A 23,834-nucleotide genomic window follows, 5' to 3' on the forward strand; every position below is an offset into this window, starting at 1 on the left:
TCGACGCCAGGCACACTTCAGCGTGTTGTCTGGCGGGTGGGAGAGCGTGCGCCTGGGTGTCTGCCAAGCTACTCATAACAACAAGAGATCTGACATATGCTCGCTTTACTTGGCTTGGCCATGGTGGTGGTCTTCACCTTCCTGATAATGACCAAACGGTTGTCCCCGATCGTCGCCCTGACGGTAGTGCCCATCGTCTTTGCCGTGCTCGGCGGTTTTGGCGGGACCACCGGCAAGATGATGCTGGACGGCCTGAAAATGGTCGCGCCCTCGGCGGCACTGCTGTTGTTCGCAATCCTGTTTTTCGGCCTGATGATCGACGCCGGTCTGTTCGACCCGCTGATCCGCAAGATCCTCAAGCGGGTCAATGGCGACCCGATGAAAATCGCCGTGGGCACTGCGCTGCTGTCGCTGTTGGTGGCGCTGGACGGCGACGGTACGACGACCTACATGATCACCTGTGCCGCGATGCTGCCGCTGTATAAGCGCATCGGCATGAACCCGATGATCCTGGCGACCATTTCCATGCTCTCCTTGAGCATCATGAGCGGCATGACCCCTTGGGGCGGCCCGGCGACCCGTGCGATCGCAGCGCTGGGCCTGGATGCCGGTGAGTACTTCGTGCCGTTGCTGCCGACCATGATCGGCGGTGCGATGTGGGTGGTGTTCACGGCCTTCCTGCTGGGCCGTGCCGAGCGCAAGCGTATCGGCAACGTTCAGCTGCAAAGCGGTGGCGGTGACTGCTACATCAACGCGATCATCGAGGAGACGCCACACAAGCGTCCGAAACTGGCCTACGTCAACCTGCTGCTGGTGGTCGCGGTGATGGTCGCGCTGGTGATGGGGCTCATGCACTCGGCGATTCTGTTCCTGATCGGTTTCGTCCTGGCGCTGATGATCAACTATCCGCAACTGGATATTCAGAAGGAGCGCATTCTCGCCCATTCGGGCAACGCCATGACCGTGGTCCTGTTGGTGTTTGCCGCGGGCATCTTCGCCGGGATCTTCTCCGGAACGAAAATGGTCGATGCGCTGGCGCAAACCCTGGTCGATTGGATTCCGCCTTCTTGGGGGCATCTGTTCCCGCTGGTGGTGGCGATTACCAGCATGCCGCTGACCTTCGTATTGTCCAACGATGCCTACTACTTCGGTGTCGTGCCGATCCTGGCCAACGCTGCGGCTGCCTACGGAATTGATCCGGTCGAAATTGCCCGGGCCTCCATTCTCGGCCAACCGGTGCACCTGATGAGCCCGCTGGTGGCCTCGACCCTGTTGCTGGTGGGCATGGTCGACCGCGACTTGGGCGACTTCCAGAAAGCCACCGTCAAATGGGCGGTGCTCACGTCCCTGGTGATTACCGCGCTGGCCCTGCTGACCGGGGCACTGACGCTGTTTTCCTGATTCCCCCGACAACCTTGTTTTCCTGCCTGACACGCCCCCCGCGAGGGGGGAGTGCGCAGGCGTGCATGCCCAATAACAACAACGAGTAGCCAGACATGACCATTTTGCTGACCCGCGGGGCTTTGCTTCCAATCCTTGGCCTGTTGCCCCTGGCCACGGCCAGCGCCGAAGGTTTCATCGATGACAGCAAGCTGAAGCTGCAATTGCGTAACGTCTACTTCAACGAAAACTTCCGCGACGAGCACGGTATGAGCGCCCGGGCGGCAAGGACCGCCAAGAGTGAGCGCACCGAATGGGCCCAGGGCTTCCTGCTGGATTACCAGTCAGGCTTTACGCCGGGCACCGTCGGCTTCGGGGTCGATGCCCTGGGCCTGCTCGGGGTCAAGCTCGACTCCGGGCGTGGCCGCAGTGGCACCGGCCTGCTGCCGGTGCATGACGACGGTCGCGCCGCCGACGAGTTCGCCAGTGCGGGCATGACCGCCAAGGCCCGGGTGGCCAAGACCACGCTCAAATACGGCACCTTGCTGCCCAAGACCCCGGTGTTGGTCTACAACGATGCGCGGCTGTTGCCCCAGACTTACCAAGGCACCCAGATCAGCAGCAATGACATTGACAACCTCACCGTCACCGGCGGGCACCTGGAGCGTTTCAAGCTGCGGGATTCGAGCGACAGCATGCCCATCGTGCCGGACGGCTACGGCGGCGATAAGTCCGGTGACTTCAGCTATGCCGGTGCCGACTACAAGTTGGGCAAGCACATCCGCCTGAGTTACTTCTATGGCGAGCTGGAGAATTTCTATCGACAGAACTTTGTTGGCATCCAGCATGATCTGCCCCTGGGCGCCGGGGTATTGACCAGCGACCTGCGCTACTTCAACAGCGTCGATTCGGGGTCGGCCTACGGCGGCAAGATCGACAACGACATGCTCAGCGGGTCGCTGGCCTACGCCGTTGCCGGTCACACAGTGAGCGCCGGTTACCAGACCCTCAGCGGCGAGGCGGGCCTGCCTTACATCAGCGGCGCGACGGTGTACTCCTTCAGCAACGTCGGGATCGGCAAGTTCATCGAAGAGGACGAGAAGACCTGGATGCTCGGTTACGGCTACGACTTCGCTCGCCTCGGTGTGCCCGGCCTGACGTTTTCCACCCGCTATCTGAGCGGTAACGACGGTAAGTCCGACACCACGGTCAAAGAGTGGGAACGTGACGCGGAGATCGCCTATGTGGTGCAGCAGGGGACGTTCAAGGGGGTGGGGGTGAAGTTGCGAAACTACGTCTATCGCTCGGACTTTTCCCGTGGCCGTGACAGCAACCGGATCTACTTTACCTACGACATCGCTCTTTGGTAGATCATGCAGTCCACCTAAGAAAAAACGATGGATCTGTGGCGAGGGAGCTTGCTCCCGCTCGGCTGCGAAGCAGTCGTGAACCGGCGGGTGCGGTGTGTCTGTGTTACGCGTTCGGCAGGTTTTGGGGTCGCTTCGCGACCCAGCGGGAGCAAGCTCCCTCGCCGCGGTTTTCTCAGTGGCCCCGCGCTCATCACGGTGGCCCGGTTCGATTCTTTGCGACATCATTGCGTCAATTTTCTTTGGGGCAATGCCCGTCGAGGCCGCTGTGGATCGAAACCGAGACCGACGCAACAACCTTTCCCTGGATGGCCTGAATTTTTTCCTCGCGGATGTGCGCGATGGTTTGGGTCCTTACCTGGCGATCTACCTGCTGGCGGTGCATCGCTGGGACCCGGCCAGCATTGGCGTGGTGATGACGGTGGCGGCCATGGCCGGGCTCGTCGCCCAGGCGCCCGCCGGCGCGTTGATCGACCGGGTGCGCAGCAAGCGCGCCGTGGTGGCCGTGGCGGCCTTGGTGGTGACGTTGGGTTGCCTGGTGCTTCCGTTCACGTCGTCCTTTGGCCTGGTGGCATTGACCCAGGCCATCGGCGCCGTGGCAGCGTCAGTCTTTGCGCCGGCTATCGCGGCGATTTCCCTGGGCATAACTGGCGCCAAGGCCTTTACACGGCGCACCGGGCGCAACGAAACATTCAATCACGCGGGCAATGCCTGCGCCGCGCTGCTGGCGGGCGGGTTCGCCTGGTTGTTCGGTCCCATCGCGGTGTTCTACCTGATGGCCGCCATGGCATTGGCCAGCATCGTGGCGGTCGGTTGCGTGTCCGCGCAGGCCATCGACCATGACGTGGCCCGGGGCCTGGAGGCGGGGCAGCGGGTTCACGGCCCTGTCCCCTCGACGCTGCGGGTCCTGCTGGATAACCGTACGCTGCTGTTGTTCGCCATCTGTTGCGGGCTGTTCCACTTGGCGAACGCGGCGATGCTCCCGCTGGTCAGCCAGAAGCTCGCCCAGGCCAATGTGCACCTGGCCACGCCGCTGACGTCGGCTTGTATCGTTGCGGCGCAACTGGTCATGGTGCCCATGGCGTGGCTGGTGGGCGTCAAGGCCGATGCCTGGGGGCGCAAGCCGTTGCTGCTGGCCGGCTTCCTGATCCTGCCCATCCGCGGTGTGTTGTACGTGCTCTCCGACGACCCCTACTGGTTGGTGGCAGTGCAATTGCTGGACGGTATCGGTGCCGGGCTGTTTGGCGCGCTGTTTCCCCTGGTGGTCAAGGACCTGACCCAGGGCACCGGGCGCTTCAACGTCAGCCTCGGGGTGTTGTCGACGGTGTTCGGGCTCGGCGCCGCGTTGAGCAACAGCCTGGCCGGCTTCGTGGTGCAAGGGGCTGGCTACAGCGCAGCGTTCCTGACCCTGGCGGCGATTGCCGCGCTGGCATTCGGCTTGTTGCTGGCGATGCCCGAGACCTTAAGGCCAAGCCGCGTGACCCAGGCCGACCCCCTTGCGGTGCCCGACGGCGGGGTCGCCTGAGGCCGGGTACACCCCGGTTCGACCCCGCTCTGTTCAAGCCCGGGCGGGGTCGCTGGCGTGTTCCCGTCGAGACAACTGAAGCAGCAAGCCCGGTTCCGCTCTCATGGCTGAAAGCGTCCAGCCATGAGCCTGGGCGATTTCCTGGCAGATCGTCAGGCCCAGGCCGGCGCCATGGTCGCGGCGATGGGGGCCGCGCCAGAAGCGCACGAACAGTTGGGGCAGTTGCTCCCGATCAACCCCGGGCCCCCAATCGCGTACGCTCAGGTGATCCCTGCCGATGTCCACTCGCACCTCCGTGCCTCGAGGGGCGTGTTGGAGGGCGTTCTCCAGCAGGTTTTTCAGCAAGGTGAAGAGGGCGCTGCGATCAGCCTGCCAGGGGGCAGCGCCCGTGCAATCCTCGGCCAGTACCAGGCGCACCTCGACGGCTTCGGCCATGCGCTGCAAATAATCGGTGGCCTCCCTTGCAACATCGGCCAGTTCGACCGCGGCAAACCTATAGTTCTGGGCCTCACTGGTTTCGGTCAACAGCAGTAGTTGCTGGGCTTGGCGGGTCATGTGGGCCACGTCGTTGAGGAGCGCGTTGCGATCGGGACTGTCTGCCATCAATTCGATCTGCGCGCGTATCAGCGCCAGCGGGGTCTTCAGCTCGTGCGCCGCTGTGGCCAGAAATTCCTGCTGGATCCGGTAGCCATTTTCCAGGCGCTGGAGGACCCGATTGAAACTGTCCACCAGTGGCACGATTTCGGACGGGACGCTGCTGACCTGCAAGCGCGAATGCAGCGAGCGAGGCGAGATGGCCGCGGCCGACTCGGACACTTCGCGCAAGGGCTTGAGCGTATAACCCAGGATGACATAGGCGCAGGCGCCAAAGACGAAGAGCAGTAGCAGGCTGAACAGAACGATGCCGGCCCCCATGAAGGGCAGCGCGAAGGCCCCGTGAAAGAGGTCCATCAACCGTTCGCTGACGGCAAGCTGCAGGAACCAGGTCTGGCCGTCGTGTTCGACTGGCGCGGTGGTACCGTACATCAAGATGCCCTGGCGCTCGAACTTGAACGGTTCATGCTCCAGAGGGCGCAGCGAGGCACTCGCCGGCCAGAAGGTCGCGTCGGTGGACGCCAGGGCCACGCTTGCCGAGGCATCCAGCACACGGTAGCCGATCTCCTGTCCCATGCTGTCAAAGGTCCAGATTCGATCCGCCTCGCTGGGGTCGAGTCCGACCGGGCGTCCGCCAGCATCGAACTGGAGTTTCTCCGCCAGTTCCTGGGTGCGTTCGGCCATGTTCATGACCGACAGGATGTCGCTCTGTGAGCTGACCAGGGCCAACGCCGCCGACACGATCAACAGAATGCTCAGCGCCACGCCGGCAATATAGGCCAGCAGCACCTTGAACCTGAGGCTACTCAACCACGTCGACCTGGCGGAGCGCATAACCGAGACCTCGCAGGTTGACAATGCGTTGGCGGGAGCCGATGGCAAGCAGCTTGCGGCGGATACGGTGCAGGGCCACATCCAGGGCGTTCGGCGTGACCGCCTCGCTCAAGCCCCAGCCCGCCGCCTCTATGCTGGGGCGGCGGACGACTTCCCCAGGCTTGCGCAACAGCAGCAACATGATCTGCATTTCCGCCGGCGCCAGGGTAATGCTTTCATTCGCACAACACATAGTGCCGGTATCGGGTTGCAGGCTCAGGTCTCCGTGGCTGGGCGCCAGTGGGCGACAGTCCACGGGGCGTCGCAGCAAAGCCCGCACCCGGGCAACCATTTCATCCATGGCAAACGGCTTGGGCAGATAGTCATCGGCACCGGCATCGAGCCCCTGTACCCGATCATGCAGGGCATCCCGTGCCGTGAGCACCAGGCACGGCAAGCCAAGCCCGGCGCTGCGCAGGCGCTTCAACAAGACAAGCCCGTCGCCGTCCGGCAAGCCGCGATCGAGAATCAGCGCCTGGTAGGGCACCCGCTGGATGGCCGCCCATGCACCGTCCATGCGGTTGATCACATCGACGGCGATCCCAGCGTTCGTCAATCCCGTGCTGACCAGTAGGGCCAAGCGTTCGTGGTCCTCGACCAACAGAATGCGGCTCATCAGAAGCGGTACAGGTAGCCGAACAGCGCGCTGTTGTCGGTAGAACGATCTACCAGCGGGCTGTCCTTGATCTCATTGGCGAAGCGGGTTGCCTTGATATCGAGGAACACAGAGTGGTGCTTATCGAACATGTAGTTTCCCCGGACGCCAAATTCGGTATTGAAGGCGGACTTGCCATCATAGGCCGCGCGATCGATGCGGGCTTCACTGTCGCGCACGCCAAAATAATAATCGACGTATTTCTTGTCCTGCCACATCGCCGTTACGTGGGGCGTGAGGGTGACATGGTCATCGAGCCGCCAGGTCCGCTCCAGGCCCAGGTTGAAACGCTGCCCCTTGCTGTTGCCCGATACATCCCCCAGCCACTCGGCGTGCGCGTCTGCCCAGTCGGTGTGCCACTGCACTTTTGCTCCGGCCCAGAAGCTGCTTTTACGGTCGCTCATGCCATCGAAAACCCGCGAGTCATCGACATCATAGCCACTGAAATCGTACTGGCCCACGAGGCTGAAATCGATCTGCTGGGTGTCGTTGATCTCGACCTGCGACAACTTGACCTCGGCGTTGGGGCCGAACACCTGCAGGTATTGGTTCTCGAAGTAGATCAGCGGTATCGCCTTGTTGTCGCGATCGATACCGGTATAGGGCTGCTGGCTGCTGATGGCGCCGAACCCCAGCCCCCAGGATGGAGACGGTTCGGCGGTTTCAGGTTCGGTGGCCTGGGCGGCCAGCGCTGACGTGGTCGCAGTGAGTAGGATCAGGCTCGGGATTGTTGAAACGGCTAAGCGCAGCAAATGCATGGGGTGCTCCAACGGGACAGGATGAAATGCGTGCCTATCGTTGAGCGTTTTCCCTTACCGGATACTTACGGTTATTTGTCGAAAGCTTGACCTTGAGGCCTGCGCAGCCGAAGAGCAGAGCGCGGTGTCCGAGGACATCAATCGTAACGTGAACGAGATCGTGGGCCTGGTTATCCAGGTAAGTCCTGGGCCTTGTGCAAGGCCCGGCTGTGCGTTCAAACGATATCGTCGATCAGGATGTGGCGCTCGCCGCGGCTGCACTGCTCGATCCGCGCTTCGACCTTGTAGACCTGGCGCAGCATCGACTCGGTAATCACCTCGGCGCTCGGGCCGCTGCCCTGGGCGGTGTTGTCGGCGATGACCAGCACTTGGTCGGCAAAGCGCAGCGCCTGGTTCAGGTCATGGATGGCGATGAACACAATGACCTGGCGTTGGCGCGCCAGGGCCCGCATGAAATTCAGCACCTGGACTTGCCGATGCATGTCCAGGGCGCTGGTCGGCTCATCCATCAACAGGATTTCCGGTTCGCGCACCAGGGTCTGGGCGATCGACACCAGTTGCTGCTGTCCGCCGCTGAGCTCTCCGAGATTACGGAACGACAACTCAGTGATGCCCAGCGCGGCGAGTATGTCGTCCACCAGCTTCAGTTCATCATCATGGACGACCCAGCCCGGCGTGAGCTGCTTGCGCGCCAGCAGCACCGACTCGTACACCGTCAACCGGGCGCTGGCGTTCAAGCCCTGGGGCATGTAGCTGATGCCCTGCGGTCCCTTTTTCGAGCCCTCCAAGACCACCTGCCCGGGGCCGTCGATCAATCCGGCCATGCGCTTGAACAAGGTGGATTTGCCCGCCGCGTTGGGGCCGACTACCGCCACCACCTGGCCGCCGACAAAAGCTGCCGTGGTCACGCCGTGAATGACCGTGCGCTGGCCATAGCGGGCCCCGAGATTCTCCAGCCGGATCGTTACCATGAGTTTTTCTTCCCGCCGAGAATCAAGGATATGAAGAAGGGCACGCCGATCAGCGACGTCACCACGCCGATAGGGAAAATGGCCCCAGGGATCAGGGTTTTGCTGATCACCGAACTGGCGGACAGAATCAGTGCACCGGTCAACAAGGACGCCGGCAGGAAGAACCTTTGGTCTTCACCGATCAGCATCCGCGCGATGTGCGGGCCGACCAGGCCGATGAAGCCGATCGTGCCGACGAACGCCACCGGGAACGAGGCGAGCAGGCTGACCATGATCAGCGTCTGAAAGCGCAGGCTGCGCACGTTGATGCCGAAACTCGCGGCCTTGTCGTCCCCCAGCCGCAGCGCGGTCAAGGCCCAGGCGCGCCGGGCGAAAATCGGCAGGGTGACCAGAATCACCAGGCAGATCACCCCGAGCTTGGGCCAGGTGGCTTTGGTCAGGCTGCCCATCGTCCAGAACACCACGGCGGCCACGGCTTGCTCGGTGGCGAAGAATTGCACCAGCGCCAGCAACGCGTTGAAGGTGAACACCAGGGCGATGCCGAGCAGCACGATGGTCTCGGCGGTGACACCGCGGCGCAGGCTCAGGAAGTGGATCAGCAATGCCGACAGCATGGCCATGATGAACGCGTTCACCGGCACCATGTACTGCGCCGCCAGCGGGAACAAGGCCACGCCAAACGCCAGCCCCATGGCCGCACCGAAACTGGCGGCGGCGGAAATGCCCAGGGTGAACGGGCTGGCCAGCGGGTTGTTGAGGATCGTCTGCATCTGCGCGCCGGCCAGCGACAACGCGGCGCCGACCGCAACGGCCATCAGCGCCACGGGCAGGCGGATGTCCCACATCACCACGCGGACCTGGGGCGATGCGCTGTCCGGTGAAAACAGCGCGCCGAGCACTTCGTCGAGGCTGTAGCGTGCCGGCCCGAGGGCCAGATCGAGCAGGACGCTGCAGATCAGCAACAGCGTGAGTCCCCCGAGAATAAGCCGCTTGCGCAGCACCAGGCGCCGGTAGGTGTCACGCTGCATCATCAGGGTTTCGTTCAACGACGTCATGGCTTGTCCTCAGTCTGGTCCAGGCTGACGGCGTAACCCGGCTCATAAGGGACCGGCAGGAACTGCTCGTGCAATTGACGGAACGAGGCGTCCGGGTCCAGGTCGGCGAACAACGTCGGGTGAAACCACTTGGCCAAGTGCTGGATGGCCACGAACTGATAGGGGCTGTTGTAGAACTGGTGCCAAATGGCGTGGAACGCCTGGTCGTCCTGGGCCTTGATGCCGGCGTAGGCCGGTCGCTGGGTGTACCACGCCAGTTTTTTCCTGGCTTGGGCCATGTCCGCCCCGGGGCCGACGCCGACCCAATGGCCACCGGGTGCAAAGGCTTCCCAGTTGGCGCTGGTGACCACCACCTGCGCCGGGTTGGCGACTACCACTTGCTCGGCATTCAACTGGCCGAACGTGGTGGGGATGATGCCTTTGGCGATGTTGTCGCCACCGGCCATTTCGACGAACAGGCCGAAATTCTCGTTGCCGAAGCTCAGGCAGCAATCATCGGTGTAACCGCCGATGCGCTCGATGAAGACCTTGGGCCGGGCGGGGTGGCGTGCTTCAATGACGTCGGTGACCCGTCGAATCTGTTGGTTGCGAAAATCGATGAAGGCTTCGGCACGGGCTTGCTTGCCGAACAGTTGGCCGAACAGGCGCATGGTCGGCTCGGTGTTCTGCATCGGGTTGTTGCGAAAGTCGACGTAGACCACCGGGATGCCCAAGGCGTCGAGCTTCTCGATGTAGCGCGCATCCTCGGTGGCGTGCTGGGCTTCGATATTGAGGATGATTACATCCGGACGCTGGGAGATCGCCTGTTCGATGTCAAAGGTGCCGTCCTCGAACCCGCCGAAGGTCGGGATCTTGGCAATCTCGGGAAACTTGCGCAGGTAGGCGCCGTAGGTGTCCGGGTCTGACTGGATCAGGTCCTTGCGCCAACCGACAATGCGTTCGATGGGATTTTGCGTGTCCAGCGCCGCCACCAGGTACAGCTGGCGACCTTCGCCGAGGATCACCCGCCTGACCGGGAGGTGGACCTTGACCTGGCGCCCGAGCAGGTCGGTCACGCTGCCCAGGGCGGGGTCCGCCTCGGCGGCCAGGGCGTTGCGAGGCGTCAGCGAAAGAAACGACACACCGAGCAGCCCGGCGAACAGCAGGGCGGCAAGGGTGTGAGGGCGGCGAAAAACGGTAACCATGGTTCATGCCTTTACAAAAGCCGGACCGGACAACGGCGCAAGTCGCCGCCCCGACCCGCAGGTTTCAGAAATCAACGGTGGCGGATAACAACAGCGTGCGCGGTGCGCCTTGGGAAAACGCGCCATAGGACGCGACCCCCGACCAATAGGCGCGGTCAAAGACGTTCTGCACCGTGGCGCGAAATGTCGTGGGGCGTTCGGCAATGCGCGTGGCATAGCGGGCACCGACATCGAAGCGGGTCCAGGCATCCAGTTCCTGGGTGTTGGCCTGGTCGACGTACTGGCTGGCGGTGTAGATCGCACCGCTGGTCAGTGTCAGCCCGTCGATGCCCGGGGTGTCCCATTCGGCCCAGAGGTTGGCCTGGACCTTGGGGACGCCCACTGGTGTATTGCCGCGGTTGGCGGTCACGCTGGTGCGGGTCAGTTCCCCATCGAGTAGCGTCACGCCGCCGAGCAGGCGCGTGCCCCGGGCAATCTCTCCGGACAGGTTCAGTTCCACGCCACGGTTGCGTTGCTGGGCCTGGACCGAAAACACCCCGGACGACAATTCACCGCTGGGTTTCTTGATCTGGAACAGCGCCAGCGTGGCCATGAAACGTTCGTAGTCGACCTTGACCCCGATCTCCTGCTGGCGGGAGATGTAGGGTGAAAAAACCTCTTCGGCGTTCGTGGCGGCAGACGGCGCGATGTCGCCCTTGCTCAGGCCTTCGATGTAGTTGTAGTACAGCGCGACATGGTCCCAGGGCTTGGCGACGATACCGAGCAGTGGTGTGATCTTGGTTTTGTCGTAGGACGGGGTGGCGACGGTGGCGTTGTAGTTGTCCGACTGGATGTTTTGCCGGCGCAACCCGAGGGTGACTTGCAGGCGTTCATCGAGCACCGACAAGGTGTCGGCCAGGGCGACGCCCGACAGTTCGCTCTCGGAGACTTTTGGCGTGTGAGGTTCGGCGAGGTTGGGCCTGGGTCGGTCGACCGGGTGATAGATGTTCGAGAGGATGGCGGGGCCGGAAATAATGCCCCGGGACAATTCATCGCGATAACGGCTGACTTGCAGCACCGCGCGGTGGCTGACCGGCCCGGTGTCGAAGCCCAGGCGCGCGCCGGCATCGACGGTGTAGCGTTGGACGTTGAATTTGTAATAACCGGGAACCGACGACGTATCGCCGGCGGCGTTGATGATGGTCGGGGTCTGGTCGGACATGCGCTCGACCTCGGATTTTCCGCCGCCGGCGTGGGCAAACAGGGTCAGATTGTCGCTGAGGTCGTACTCGCCACTCAGTAACGCCGACTTGTCCCGGGCCCGGGAGCGCCCCCAGTCCTGGCTGACACTGGTGCGGCCGTTGGCGGCGGAGGGGATTTGCACGCCAGAGTCGATCAGGAAAGGGCGGGAGGCGGCGTCGAATTTTTCATCCTGGCTGATCAGGTCCAGGGTCATGCGCAGGCGATCCCCTTGGTAATCCAGGGCCATGGCGCCGGTACTGACGTCTCGGGACTGCTTGTCGATGGCCGTGTCACCCTGCTGCAGGCTACCGTTGAGCCTGATTCCGAACCGGCGTTCTTCACCAAAGCGCCGACTGACGTCGAGGTGGCCGCCCAGTTGCGAGTTCGTGGCGTAGCGGCTGGTGAATCGGGTCAGGTCCTCGTCGAGGGCGCGCTTGGGGACCACGTTGATCACTCCGCCCACGGCGCTGTTGGGCGACATGCCATACAGCAGCGCGGCGGGCCCCTTGACCAGTTCGATGCGCTCGGCGTAATCGGTGAACACCCGGTAATTGGACGCCACGCCATACACACCGTCGAAAGCCAACTCCCCGAGGTTGCCTTCCCCCAGCGGAAAACCGCGGATGAAAAACGAGTCGACGATGCCTCCCGCCTGGCCCGTGGAGCGCACCGAAGCGTCGCGCTCCAGCAAGTCGCCCACGGTGGTCGCCTGTTGATCCCTGATCATCGTCGAGGTGTAGCTGCTGACGCTGAACGGTGCATCCATCACATCGGCGTTGCCCAGCAGGCCGAGACGTGCGCCGCGGGCGACCTGGCCGTTGGCGTCGGTAGGTGGCAGGCCGCTGCTGCGTCTGCCGGCGGCGTCGACGCTGATCTGCGGCAGGGACACCTGGCGCAGCACCAGTGTGTAGCTGCCATCGTCACGGGCAACCATTTCCACGCCGCTGTCGGCCAGCAAATGGGTGAGTGCTTGCGTTGCCGGATAAGTGCCGGAAAGCCCCGGGCTGACCAGGCCCTCAGTGATCGAGGGCTGGAACGATAAGGCAATGCCGGCGGTCACCGCAAAGCGCGACAGGGCAGGGCCGAGCGGCCCCGGGGCGATGTCATAGGTGCGGGGAGCGACGGCTTCCAGTTGCGCGGGCACGGCGGCGAAGGCGAACGACCCGGTGACCGTGCTCAGCGCAAGGCTCAACAGCACACTGCGCATGACGGGCTTGGACGGACGATCCGGACGCAGGGGCCGTGCAACGAGCATGGATGGATGACCCTATGGACGAGATGAAATGGTTATTCCTTTCTTTGCCAGTTGAGATCAAAAAAAGTATCACCCGAGCAGCAAATAATTTTTGTGGGGTCAGGCCGGGGAGAGCGTCACCCAGTAACCGCTCAAATGACCGGTGACCAGGACCGGGTAGGTTTGCACCAGCATGTTGAGCGTGCGCTGGGTATCGCTGATGGGAAAAGCGCCGGACACCCGCAGCTCGGCAATGGCCGGATCGCAACGCACGAAGCCCCGGCGATAACGCGCCAGTTCGGCGGCGAAATCCGCCAGGCGCATCCTGTCGGCCATCAGCATGCCTTGGGTCCAGGCGCTGGCGTGGCGATCCGTCGGGGTCAACGGGCCGGAGGCCTGGGACGAGAAGTCGGTGCGCTGTCCGGCGTTGACGATGAGCGGCGCGGCCTGGCGAGCCTCGGTCAACTCAATCCGCACCGCGCCTTCGAGTACCGCCAGATGGGTGCGCGATGGCAGTTGGCGCACGATGAACCGCGTACCCAGGGCCTGCATCCGGCCCTCGCGGGTGCTGACCAGGAACGGTCGAGCCTGTGGTGAGGCATCCGGCGCGGTCTGCACCAGGATTTCCCCTTCGCGCACATGGAGGAGCCGCTGCCGGGTGTCGAACAGTACGTCGATGGCCGTGCCGGTATTGAGGGTGAGGTGAGAGCCGTCGGCCAGGGTCAACTCGCGGCGCTCGCCGATGGCGGTGCGGTAGTCGGCGGACCACTGCTGCGATTGCGCCAGTTTCCAGCTGCCCCAACCGACAGGCACCGCTGCCAGCAGCAACGCCAGTTTGCCGAGGGCCGCGCGCCGTTCGGGGCTGCTTGGGCGATCCAGCGCCGACATCGCCAATGCGCGTGGCAAGCCGCCGAGCTTGCTTTGCAGCAATTGCGCACGAGACCAGGCCCGACCGCGCTCGGGGCTGCTGGCCCGCCAACATTCCCATTCGGCGCGCTCGGTGTCACTGAGGTCGCTTTCGCTCAAGCGCATCAGCCACTCGGCGGCTTCTTCGAGGACCTTGGGGTCGAGCGGCGGCTCACGGCGACGAGTGAGCATTCATTCCACCAGCATCAGGCACTGTACGAATGCCTGCTTCATGTAGCGCTTGACCGTGATCAGCGAGACGTTCAGCTGTTGGGCGATGTCGTCGTATTTCAGGCCGCCGATCTGCGACAGCAGGAATGCCCGCTTGACCGGCGCCGGGAGGGTGTCGAGCATGGCGTCGATTTCGTGCAGGGTTTCCAGCACCAGAAAGCGCAATTCAGGGGACGGCACTTCCTGGGCCGGCAAATGCGCGAGCGCCTCCAGGTAGGCACGTTCCAGGGCCTTGCGCTGATACCAATTGATGAGAATGCCCTTGGCCACGCAGCTCAGGTAGGCCCGGGGCTGGTCAATGGCCGTGACTTGGGAGGCGAGAATGCGTGTGAAGGTATCTTGCGCCAGGTCCGCCGCATCCATGGCGTTGCCCAGCTTCTTCTTCAGCGTGTTGTACAGCCAGCCGTGATGGCCGGCGTACAGGTCTTCGATCACGCGCAGATGCTGGTCGTTGTTCGCGGGCAGGGTTTCGCTCATGGCTGCGTTTTTTGCAATTGAGAAGTATTCCCAATGCTAAAGGACAACTTGCTCGCGACGCAAGCGGCATCGATTGGGAGCGAGCTTGCTCGCGATAGCGGTGTGTCAGCTTGCGGGGATGTTGACTGTGCCGACGCCATCGCGAGCAAGCTCGCTCCCACCGTTTTCCGGGATGATTATGAGATTTGAGACACACCCTGAATCCCCTGTGGGAGCGAGCTTGCTCGCGATAGCGGTGTGTCAGCTTGCGGGGATGTTGACTGTGCCGACGCCATCGCGAGCAAGCTCGCTCCCACCGTTTTCCGGGATGAATATGAGATTTGAGACACACCCTGAATCCCCCGTGGGAGCGAGCTTGCTCGCGATAGCGGTGTGTCAGCTTGCGGGGTTGTTGACTGTGCCGACGCCATCGCGAGCAAGCTCGCTCCCACCGTTTTCGGGGATGATTATGAGATTTGAGACACACCCTGAATCCCCTGTGGGAGCGAGCTTGCTCGCGATAGCGGTGTGTCAGCTTGCGGGGTTGTTGACTGTGCCGACGCCATCGCGAGCAAGCTCGCTCCCACCGTTTTCGGGGATGATTATGAGATTTGAGACACACCCTGAATCTCCTGTGGGAGCGAGCTTGCTCGCGATAGCGGTGTGTCAGCTTGCGGGGATGTTGACTGTGCCCCGGCGCCATCGCGAGCAAGCTCGCTCCCACCGTTTTCCGGGATGATTATGAGATTTGAGACACACCCTGAATCTCCTGTGGGAGCGAGCTTGCTCGCGATAGCGGTGTGTCAGCTTGCGGGGATGTTGACTGTGCCGGCGCCATCGCGAGCAAGCTCGCTCCCACCGTTTTCCGGGATGATTATGAGATTTGAGACACACCCTGAATCTCCTGTGGGAGCGAGCTTGCTCGCGATAGCGGTGTGTCAGCTTGCGGGGATGTTGACTGTGCCGGCGCCATCGCGAGCAAGCTCGCTTCCACCGTTTTTGAGCAAAGCCCTGAACCATCCCTCAGGTGCGCGGCAGGTGCGTCAGCGCGGCCGCCAGGGTGTCGATTTCAGCTTCGGTATTGTAGGCGTGTACGGAGGCGCGGCTGACTTCCAGCAAGTCGCGTTGCTGCATGTCGAGCATCGTCGAGCGGAACGTCGAGGTGCTGACGTTGATCCGTTTGGCCTGGCCCGCCAACCATTGCTGGACCTGTGTCGCACTGCCGTGTCGGTGGGTGAACGTTACGATGCCGGATTGGAGCGTGCCCTGGTCTTGAAGCGTGACCGCCGGAATCACCGCCAGGCGTTCGCGCAAATGGTTGGCCAGGTGTTGGATGCGCTGCCACATCGGCTCGATGCCTTGGGCCAGTGCGTAGTCCACCGCCGCGCCGAGCCCCAGCTTGGCCGCCACGTTGCACTCCCAGTTCTCGAAGCGCTTGGCATCGCCACGCAGGCTGAACGTGTCAGGTGTCTGCAGCGAGGCGGCATGCAGGTCGAGAAAAACCGGCTCAAGGTTCTGGCACAGGGCCTTTTCGACATAGAGAAAACCCATGCCCCTGGGGCCACGCAGGTACTTGCGGCTGGTCGCGGCGAGCATGTGGCAGCCGATGCGTTTCACATCGATCGGCATTTGCCCGACCCCCTGGCAGGCATCGAGCAGAAACAGCACCCCGGCGGCCCGTGCCAGGGCGCCGATCTGTTCGACGGGTTGGACCGGTCCGCCGTTGGTGGCAATCACCGGCAAGGACACCAAGGCGACGCGATCATCCTCTAACAGCGTCTTGAGGGCCGGCAGCGACACTTGGCCGTGCTCATCGTTGGGGATGATCCGCAACTCGATACCGCGGAGTTTTTTCAATTGCAGGTAGGGGATGTAGTTGCCGGCGTATTCGGTGGTGGACGTCAGGACCACATCGCCGGGCCGCAGCGGCAACGAATAGAAGGCCATGTCCCAGGCACGGGTGGCGTTTTCGATCACCGCGATTTCATCGGGCTGGGCGTTGATCAAGCGGCCAATGGCGTTGTAGACATTGTCCAGCGCCGCGGCCTGTTGCCCGGCGGCCTCGTAACCACCGAGGCGCGCCTCCCGTTGCAGGTGGTTGGTCACGGCCTCGATCACCGGTTCAGGCATCAGTGCCGCACCGGCGTTGTTGAAATGGACCAGATGCGCGACACCGGGTGTATCGGCGCGCAGTTGTTCAATGTTCAAAGGGAAACTCCTTGATCAGTCCCCGGGCGGGGCGGGGCTGGCTTGCAGGCTCGCGGGCCAGTACCGCAAGGCGACGATGGGAATCAGTGCCAACACATAGGCCAGGCAAACGAACAGATAGGTGTACTGCAAGCCGTAGACCTGGCTGAGCAACCCACCGGCCGAGATGCCCGCGATCGAGGCGAACTGCGCGGTGCCCTGGGCAATGCCCAGCACCTGGCCTTGGCGCGCGCTGTCGGCGGATTTCGAGATCAACGCCATCAGCACCGGCGTGGTAGCCCCCAGCAGCACCCCCCAGATGAAATAGACGACGACAAAGACGATGGCATTGCGCGTGACCCCCGCCAGGGCGGTCAGGGCGATGCAACCGAGCACGACGTAGATGATGCGGTGCAAGGTGTCCTGCTGGGTACGGTGCTCGAAATAGCGCGACCAGGCCGTGGCCGAGAGGATGAAACCCAGCGCCAGCAAGCCGTAGCATAGGCCGACCACCGAGTTGCTGACGTCGAATACCGAGCTCACATACAACGAGAATGAGGTCTGTGGCAGCATCCGGGCCAACAGCAGGATGCCCATGACCCACAGCAACGACAACAATGGCGATCCTTGCCAGACGCTGTCGGTACGGCTCACGGTCGTCGGGGCCTGGCTGGTCGCGGCTTTTTTCACCGGTGGCACGTCCGGCAAGGTCACGGCGGCCACCACCGTGCACACCGCGCACAGGGCCGAGGCAATGATGTTGATCCAGAAGAAGGTGGCATAGTCGAGGATCAGGCCCCCGACCACCGCGCCGAGCAATGAGCCGACGTTGGTGGATATTTGCAGGATCGCGAACAGCCGCGCCCGTCGCGAGGGGGCTTCGATGCTGACGCCATAGGCCTGGGCCGGGGCGATGTACCCGGCAAAGGCGCCCTGCAGGAAGCGCAGCACCAGGATGACCCAGATATCGCTGCACAGCGCCAGCCCGAGCTGGGTCAATGACAGGCCCGCCAGGGCGCGGATCATCATCAACTTATGACCGTAGCGATCACCGATACGACCCCAGAAGGCGCTGGTCAGAATGATGCCCAGCATCGGCCCGACATACACGGCGATGCTGGCGAAGCTGAAGACCGACTCCGAGGACGTCAGCCCGCGCAGGTGGACCGGCCAGAACGGCCCGCTCATTTCCATCGCGCCCATGGAGATGAGCTGGATCGCGAATAGAAGGTAAATCAGGATTCTGACGTTCGAACCCTGGATGGCACCTGCGTGGGACATGACTCAGCCTCGGTGGTTAAACGCTCGCAAGCGGGTTGGTCAGCGTGTGCTGTAAACGATAGTTGGAGTATTGCAACAGGTGCATGCGCAGCAACGACCGGGTCGGCCACGGGTCGTGGATGAACGCCTGGCGTTCAGCCTCCCACAATGGCGCGGCGACACGCTCGCGCACGGCTTCGAACGCCGCCTCGGTTTCCTCGCGCAACACACGCCACAGTCGTGTGTCGTCCAAGCCGTATTCCCGTGTCAGCCACAAGGCGATCTCGTGCAGGTGAGTGAGGAATGCCGCGTCGAGCACGAACATGCGCACCGGCTCGATATCTTCCACGAACACGGTCGGCAAGATGCCCGGCTGCACATGAGGTTGCAAGGTGTACCCGCGTGCCTCCAGCAGGGGCGCGTAGGTCCTGCCGTCGCCGAAATCGCGGATCAGCAGGCTACGCGCTTTGCCGTCGGGGGCAAACAGCACCATGGTGTTTTGCTGATGGGCTTCGAGGCCGATGCCGTACATCAGGTAGATCGCGACCACTGGGTGGGTGACCACGGCGGCGTACTGCCGGAACCAGTCTTCAACGCCCTGGGCATCGGCCCGAGCCCCATCGCGCTCGATCAGATCGGTAAACAGCGGGCGACCGCCGGGCAGGCGGGTGAACAGCGAGGCCACGGTGATGGGCAGGCAATCGTCGTTGCGTTCGAAAGCCGCCCGGCTGGCGCGATAGACCACTGACAGGTGTCGTCCGGGAGCATCGTCCTGGGTGATCGCGTTGCGGTACCGTACGCCGATCTCTTCCGGGAAGATCTCCAGGCGCTGGTCGAAGCCGTTTTCGGCGGCGAGGATTTTCGTGATTACCGTGCTGATCCGCGGCCCCATGTGGATCGACTTGGCTTGCAGGCTGCGAAGCTCGCTGGTCATCCACACGGCGATGGGCAACTTGATCAGCGGCGCAGTCGCGTCCAGCACCGGCATCATGGTCCGATAGGACATGGTCGGCAGGGTCTGGAGGTCGGGGCCCTCGGTGATCAGGATGCCGGCTTCGATTTCCGCGGCAAAGGTCTTGAGTACGTAGGCCTGGAGATGCCAGGCATGGATGGGCAGCGGCAGCCATTGGTTTTCGTCCAGGCCCTTGGCATTGAGGGCGGCGGTCCATTGTGCCCATTGCGCCGGGAAGTTGCTGGCGAACCATCGGTGGTAGCTGGTGACGTGGGGCATGCTCTCACTTTTGGCCATGTCGGCGCGCAACGCGGCGATGCGCAGGGGGACCTGGGCGTTGAACTCGGGGGACAGTTGTTCGACTTCCGCATCGCTGAGGCCTGGACGGGATTTCCAGGTCGGATAATACGGATGGCCTTCAAGCGACCCCCATTGGTCCAACAGGATCGCGGCGTCCTTGGTGCTGGTGTGTCGGCGCAAGTAGTCGGTCAGGCTGGCGAGCCCGTGGCTTTCGGCGGCCTGGGCCAGGCGCGCGTTCCATTGCTGGCGATGCTGGCGGGCGTGGGCATCGTTCATCAGGCTGTTTTCCATGTCCGACTTGAGGCCGGCCACGCCTTCGTCGCTGGGTTCGAAGTCGAAGCTGTCGCGCAGCACGTCCAGCAAGTCCTGATGGCTGTGAATGACTTGGCGTACGCCTTCGTCGGTCAGCAGGACCACGTCGCCGTCACTGATCAAGGTGTCAGCGGGGGCCAGGGTAATCTGCGAGAAAAACAGCTGGGCCCGGGCATTTTTCAACGGGTAGGTCGCCTCGCTGCCGTCCGCGGAAAAGCTCAGGGCCGAACGGTCCAGGATGTTCTCGGCAAACAGGCAGCGAACCAAGCGTCGCATGGCGTTTTTGCGTGAATAAGTGACCAGTGTCTTGAAGTCATCCATATCGGTATCTGCTCGTCGATGAATAAGAAGAGGGTGAAGCCCGGTTCAGGCCGAACGCGGCCAGTGGGTCGGGAAGTAGTCCAGCGCCGAGTCGCGCAAGCCTTCCATGTAGGCGATGCTCCACTGCAGGACTTCCTCGATGTAGGGGACTTTCAGTTCGAAGCGCTTGGCCATTTCCACCAGCAGGACCAGGCCATAGGCGACGTCTTCATTGAAGGCTCGGCTCTGGCGCTCGATCACATACCCGGGACGGTTGCCGTCGGCCGGCACCATGGGCGCCAGGATGTCGTTGTAGGCCCGGTTGGTGCGCAGGATCGATAGCATGCTGCTGCGGTCGCGGATCTGCTCGCCGTAGGCCTCGACGATCTCCTGTTTCAAGGACTTGACCGAGGACAGGTCCACGCCCATGCGCTGGCTGATGACTGCGCACAGGTTCTGGCTTTCTTCATCCATGCGTTCGAGGAAATAGGCGCCCAGTTCCGGGCACTCGGTCCACCAGCACAGGCGTTGCGGGAAGATCTTGCGGTGCCACTGGCCGTAAGGGCCGATCAAGCCATAGATCACCGAGCTGTGCATGATCGGATTGCCTGGGGTCAGGGTGATCTCCAGGTAATGGTCGAGCAGGGTCACGCAAGGGCCGTACAGCCTGCTGAGCATTTGCTGGAGCTGCTGGCGCGACGCCTGGGTTTCCCGGGCGTGGGTGGCGACATACAGCTGGCTTTTGCCGCCGCCCATCTTTACCGAGCGTCCGGGTTTCAGGTCGAACGCCGTGTGCGGGACGTCCTTCATGCCCCAGATCACCAGGTTTGGTTTGTCCGCCAGTGTGGCTTGGGCCAGCCAGTCGAAACCGCAGAAGCCTGGAATGGCGCCGACGTACACCGGCTTGGTTGTGCTCAGGTGCGGGGCGATGTCCTGCAGGACCTGCGGCCGGGCATGGGCCGGCACTGTGATGATGACGAGGTCGGCGTCCTCGACGGCGACTTTTGCCTCGGTGGTCACCCGGTCCGGCCGCGCGCTCAGCGTCGAACCATCCGGCATCAGCGCCTGCATGGGGGGGTGGCAGGCGTGGTGGTCGACGATGTCCTGATTGCTGGTGAGCAGCGACACCTGGACATCAGGCAATTGCTTGAACAGGACGGTATTGAGATGGCCGGTTCTGCCACCGCCGCAAATGGCGACTTTCAGCACGTTCATGAAGAGGCGTTCCTGTGTGGGTGGAGGGTCATGCGACACTCAATTGCAGCGGCGCAGAACTGGATTCCAGCCATTGGGTCTTGCCCAGCCAGCCGTCCAGTTGCACGGCGACGCCTGGGTCGAGCAAGTCGCGCTCTTGCAGCCATCGATCGTCGAACACGGTGTGCAGGTACTTCTCGCCGCCGTCGGCGATCGGGACCACGACATTGCCGGTCAGCACACCTTTGTGAATGAATTCCAAGGCCTTGAAAATCGCCCCGCCGGTCGAGCCGCCCACCAGTAGCCCCAGGTTGCGCGCGATATAGCGGGCGGTTTCGAAGGCTTGGGAATCGGTGACCTGGACGCCCAGGTCGATGCAGCTGTAGTCGAGCACCAGGCCCACGGTGTCGCCGGCCGGGGTACCGGTGCCGGATTGATAGTACGGATAGCCGGGATGACCGAAGACAATGGAACCGGCGGGTTCCACGGCGACGGTCACGGTGTCGGGGTTGTGCAGTTTCAGTCCGCGGGCGATGCCGGTCATTGAGCCGCCGGTGCCGACACAACCGACGTAGGCGCCGACCTTGCCTTCCACCTGGGCAATGGTTTCGCGCACGAAGTCGCTATAGCCGCCGGCATTGGCGGCGTTGTCCGACTGGTTCATGAACACCGCTCCCGGGATCTGTTCCGCGAGTTCGGCAGCCATCCGTTGGCGCTCGACTACCGCGACTTCATCCTCGCGATAGTGGCCGGCGACAAATCGAACGTCGGCGCCCAGCGCTTTCATGACGGCGATCTTGTCCTGGGCGGCGTGGTGGTCGACCACGGCGATAAAATGCAGGCCGAACTCGACAGCGGCCATGGCCAGGCCGATGCCGGTGTTGCCGGAAGAGGACTCCACGACCACGCCGCCGGGCTTCAAGCGTCCGGACTTGAGCGCGGCCAGTACCATGTTCCGCGCCATGCGGTCCTTGATGCTGCCGCCGGGGTTGTTCTTTTCAATCTTGAGCAACAGCCTGGCATGAGTGTCGGGTATATCAATGCCCAGCATGGGGGTATTACCGATCAGATCGGAAACTTTATTAAGTATCATGTGAAGTACTCCCTTTAGTAGTCAGGTGAAAACGCGTAGTGGCCTTGTGTACAACAAGTCGCCATTAATCGACGGGGTAGGGGGTGGCGATGGAATTCGTTTTCCAGCAAATCCATCTGGTAGCCGGCGGTATTGGCGTAGATCAATAAGTCGCCGGGCTGGGGTAAATATTCGAAGTTGATAAGTCGGTAACTGATGACGTCATCATCCAGGCAGCTATGGCCGGCGATATATGCTTGAGTCGGGCTGTGGGGCGATTGCGTTGCGCTTATCAAGATGGGATCGACCAGATATTCAGACGCGAACCAGGTTTCACACGCACTGAAACTACTACCCTCGACGAAGATCACGGTTTTATTGTCGGCCAGCTTTTTGGTGCGGGTCACTCGAAATACCGAGAGGGCGGCTTGATCCACCAGGCTACGACCAGGCTGCAACGATAAGGTGATATTGCGCGACTTTAAGTAATTCGCTATGGAATGATCGGATGAATGATCGGATTCCAGGAAAAGTTCCAACCACTGGCTGGCCGTCAAACTGCCGCCATAGGGATAAAACGACTCGGGCACTGAATGGTTGTAGTAATGAGAGGGTTTATTGTCGTTTTGCAGAAAACTGTTATAGATCTCGGGATCGACATAACGAATAGGCAGCCCTCCACCCATGTCGATCATGCTGGGATTCAAGCCCATCTCGTGCGCCGCCTCGACAAAGGCGGTCACCTCACGGAAGGCCTGTACCCGGGTTTCGTACCCGTAGCCGCCCAGATGGAAATGGAAACCTTCGAAGTGAAAATGTTCGCCTTCTTCGGTCAATTGTCGCAGGCACTCCAGCAAGTCATCGGTGCCCATTCCGAAACGGCTCGCCAGGCAGCTCAGCGGCCGGTAACGCAGTAAAACCCTGGCCTGTAGGGGAGGGCGTGTGGTTTTCACCAGCGTTTTGAGATGAGCGAATTCTTCCAGTGAATCCACACAAATCAGTGAACCGGCCTCCACCAGTGCCCGGTGGAAAACAGCCGTTTTGGCCGGCCCCGTTGCGCACAAAAGCGCTCCCGCCGTGCCGGCGCGCCGGGCGGCATTCAGCTCGTGGATGCTCGACACATCGACGCCGATGCCTAAATCTTCTGCCGCGCGAAGCAGGCATTGGGACTTGTTGGCTTTGGCGCCATAGAGGATGAGGTGATTCACGTCGTACTTCTTCAACACGCTCTGCAGCGCTGCCGTATTGGCTTTAAATGCGTGGGGCCACATCAGGTTGAGGGGCGATCCATGTTGTGAAACAAGTTCTATAAGTCTTTGTGGATGATCATGAATAAATTGTCCGATCGCCGGGTCGAGTAGAGGCGTCAATAGTGTGGGTTGATGCACTTTGGTTCGGTTGTTGGATAGTGGCGTAGAAACGTTAGGCATAGTTAACCCCTGGCGTCGAACATGCCATTTTTCATAGTTCGACAACCGCTGTTGTCGAGACAGATGTAAATTTTCAGGCGTAAGAAATTTCAGTATTTGGCGGTGTAAGCCAAACCAAGCCTGACGATAAATTCATCAGGCCGGACGTAATAAATATTTCACGAAATACGGCATAAGAAACCCATTCCCTAAGGTTTGTCCGAAGAGCGGAATAGCCGCCATCGACGGATGGCGGGTCCGTGTTAAACAGCCAATGACTGGCATTCAAATGACATCATTGCTATGCACTTCCTGTGATGACGAAAACTTCCTTTGAAGATTGGCTTGCATCAGCTCGATGGCGAGAACCATATTGCTAACGCGAACGATTATCAAGTAAGGTTTTCAAAAATTTTAAATAATTACTCGCTGAACGAG

General features: G+C 62.0%; 18 protein-coding genes and 1 pseudogene. 4 read left to right on the forward strand and 15 right to left on the reverse strand.

Annotated features, from left to right (window positions below; translation table 11 throughout):
* Window positions 1-96 precede the first annotated feature (96 nt).
* The 3 genes from AB7M32_RS16455 (at window position 97) to AB7M32_RS16465 (ending at window position 4,272) form a co-directional block, all read left to right on the forward strand.
* The gene (locus AB7M32_RS16455; RefSeq protein ID WP_454250567.1) at window positions 97-1,401 is read left to right on the forward strand and encodes a CitMHS family transporter; all 1,305 of its coding nucleotides are present in this window, start codon (window positions 97-99) and stop codon (window positions 1,399-1,401) included.
* A 95-nt stretch (window positions 1,402-1,496) separates the two neighbouring features.
* Window positions 1,497-2,750: an OprD family porin gene (locus AB7M32_RS16460; RefSeq protein ID WP_454250568.1), complete on the forward strand. Its 1,254-nt coding sequence runs from the start codon at window positions 1,497-1,499 to the stop codon at window positions 2,748-2,750.
* 247 nt (window positions 2,751-2,997) lie between these two features.
* Window positions 2,998-4,272 (forward strand): MFS transporter, encoded by a 1,275-nt coding sequence (locus AB7M32_RS16465; protein WP_454250569.1) that lies wholly within the window; start codon window positions 2,998-3,000, stop codon window positions 4,270-4,272.
* 33 nt (window positions 4,273-4,305) lie between these two features.
* Here the strand turns inward: AB7M32_RS16465 and AB7M32_RS16470 are convergent, their stop codons facing one another.
* The 3 genes from AB7M32_RS16470 to AB7M32_RS16480 are packed head-to-tail and all read right to left on the reverse strand — an operon-like array spanning window position 4,306 to window position 7,152.
* Complete coding sequence (locus tag AB7M32_RS16470; RefSeq protein WP_454250570.1) at window positions 4,306-5,676, reverse strand: sensor histidine kinase; 1,371 nt, start codon at window positions 5,674-5,676, stop codon at window positions 4,306-4,308.
* Entirely contained in the window at window positions 5,669-6,355 is a 687-nt protein-coding gene (locus AB7M32_RS16475) for a response regulator transcription factor (RefSeq protein WP_454250571.1), read from the reverse strand. Before AB7M32_RS16475 ends, AB7M32_RS16470 begins: the two co-directional genes overlap by 8 nt.
* Window positions 6,355-7,152 (reverse strand): MipA/OmpV family protein, encoded by a 798-nt coding sequence (locus tag AB7M32_RS16480; RefSeq protein WP_454250572.1) that lies wholly within the window; start codon window positions 7,150-7,152, stop codon window positions 6,355-6,357. The genes AB7M32_RS16475 and AB7M32_RS16480 overlap by 1 nt, the downstream gene beginning before the upstream one ends.
* 97 nt (window positions 7,153-7,249) lie before the next feature.
* Here AB7M32_RS16480 and AB7M32_RS16485 point away from each other — a divergent pair.
* Window positions 7,250-7,342, forward strand: a pseudogene (locus AB7M32_RS16485) (hypothetical protein); the annotation flags it as partial.
* Between the two features lie 25 nt (window positions 7,343-7,367).
* Here the strand turns inward: AB7M32_RS16485 and AB7M32_RS16490 are convergent.
* The 12 genes from AB7M32_RS16490 to AB7M32_RS16545 form a co-directional block, all read right to left on the reverse strand.
* Entirely contained in the window at window positions 7,368-8,123 is a 756-nt protein-coding gene (locus AB7M32_RS16490; protein WP_454250573.1) for an ABC transporter ATP-binding protein, read from the reverse strand.
* The gene (locus AB7M32_RS16495; RefSeq protein WP_454250574.1) at window positions 8,117-9,178 is read right to left on the reverse strand and encodes a FecCD family ABC transporter permease; all 1,062 of its coding nucleotides are present in this window, start codon (window positions 9,176-9,178) and stop codon (window positions 8,117-8,119) included. The genes AB7M32_RS16490 and AB7M32_RS16495 overlap by 7 nt, the downstream gene beginning before the upstream one ends.
* Window positions 9,175-10,362: an ABC transporter substrate-binding protein gene (locus AB7M32_RS16500; protein WP_454250575.1), complete on the reverse strand. Its 1,188-nt coding sequence runs from the start codon at window positions 10,360-10,362 to the stop codon at window positions 9,175-9,177. The genes AB7M32_RS16495 and AB7M32_RS16500 overlap by 4 nt, the downstream gene beginning before the upstream one ends.
* Before the next feature lie 64 nt (window positions 10,363-10,426).
* Window positions 10,427-12,838 (reverse strand): TonB-dependent siderophore receptor, encoded by a 2,412-nt coding sequence (locus AB7M32_RS16505; protein WP_454250576.1) that lies wholly within the window; start codon window positions 12,836-12,838, stop codon window positions 10,427-10,429.
* A 99-nt stretch (window positions 12,839-12,937) separates the two neighbouring features.
* Window positions 12,938-13,915 carry a FecR domain-containing protein gene (locus AB7M32_RS16510; protein WP_454250577.1) on the reverse strand — a complete coding sequence of 326 codons (978 nt, stop codon included), beginning with the start codon at window positions 13,913-13,915 and terminating at the stop codon, window positions 12,938-12,940.
* Complete coding sequence (locus AB7M32_RS16515) at window positions 13,916-14,431, reverse strand: sigma-70 family RNA polymerase sigma factor (RefSeq protein ID WP_072405012.1); 516 nt, start codon at window positions 14,429-14,431, stop codon at window positions 13,916-13,918.
* Window positions 14,432-15,433: 1,002 nt separating this feature from the next.
* Window positions 15,434-16,618 carry an aminotransferase class V-fold PLP-dependent enzyme gene (locus AB7M32_RS16520; protein ID WP_454250578.1) on the reverse strand — a complete coding sequence of 395 codons (1,185 nt, stop codon included), beginning with the start codon at window positions 16,616-16,618 and terminating at the stop codon, window positions 15,434-15,436.
* Between the two features lie 15 nt (window positions 16,619-16,633).
* A complete protein-coding gene (locus AB7M32_RS16525; protein ID WP_454250579.1) occupies window positions 16,634-17,878 on the reverse strand; it encodes an MFS transporter in 1,245 nt (414 codons plus the stop codon).
* A 16-nt stretch (window positions 17,879-17,894) separates the two neighbouring features.
* On the reverse strand, window positions 17,895-19,742 hold the full coding sequence (locus AB7M32_RS16530) for an IucA/IucC family protein (RefSeq protein ID WP_454250580.1): 1,848 nt from the start codon (window positions 19,740-19,742) through the stop codon (window positions 17,895-17,897).
* A 45-nt stretch (window positions 19,743-19,787) separates the two neighbouring features.
* On the reverse strand, window positions 19,788-20,936 hold the full coding sequence (locus tag AB7M32_RS16535) for an NAD/NADP octopine/nopaline dehydrogenase family protein (RefSeq protein WP_454250581.1): 1,149 nt from the start codon (window positions 20,934-20,936) through the stop codon (window positions 19,788-19,790).
* A 28-nt stretch (window positions 20,937-20,964) separates the two neighbouring features.
* Window positions 20,965-22,008: a PLP-dependent cysteine synthase family protein gene (locus AB7M32_RS16540; protein WP_454250582.1), complete on the reverse strand. Its 1,044-nt coding sequence runs from the start codon at window positions 22,006-22,008 to the stop codon at window positions 20,965-20,967.
* 14 nt (window positions 22,009-22,022) lie between these two features.
* Entirely contained in the window at window positions 22,023-23,417 is a 1,395-nt protein-coding gene (locus tag AB7M32_RS16545) for an alanine racemase (protein WP_454250583.1), read from the reverse strand.
* Window positions 23,418-23,834: the final 417 nt, after the last annotated feature.

This window comes from Pseudomonas sp. R151218B TE3479 (genome assembly GCF_053629195.1).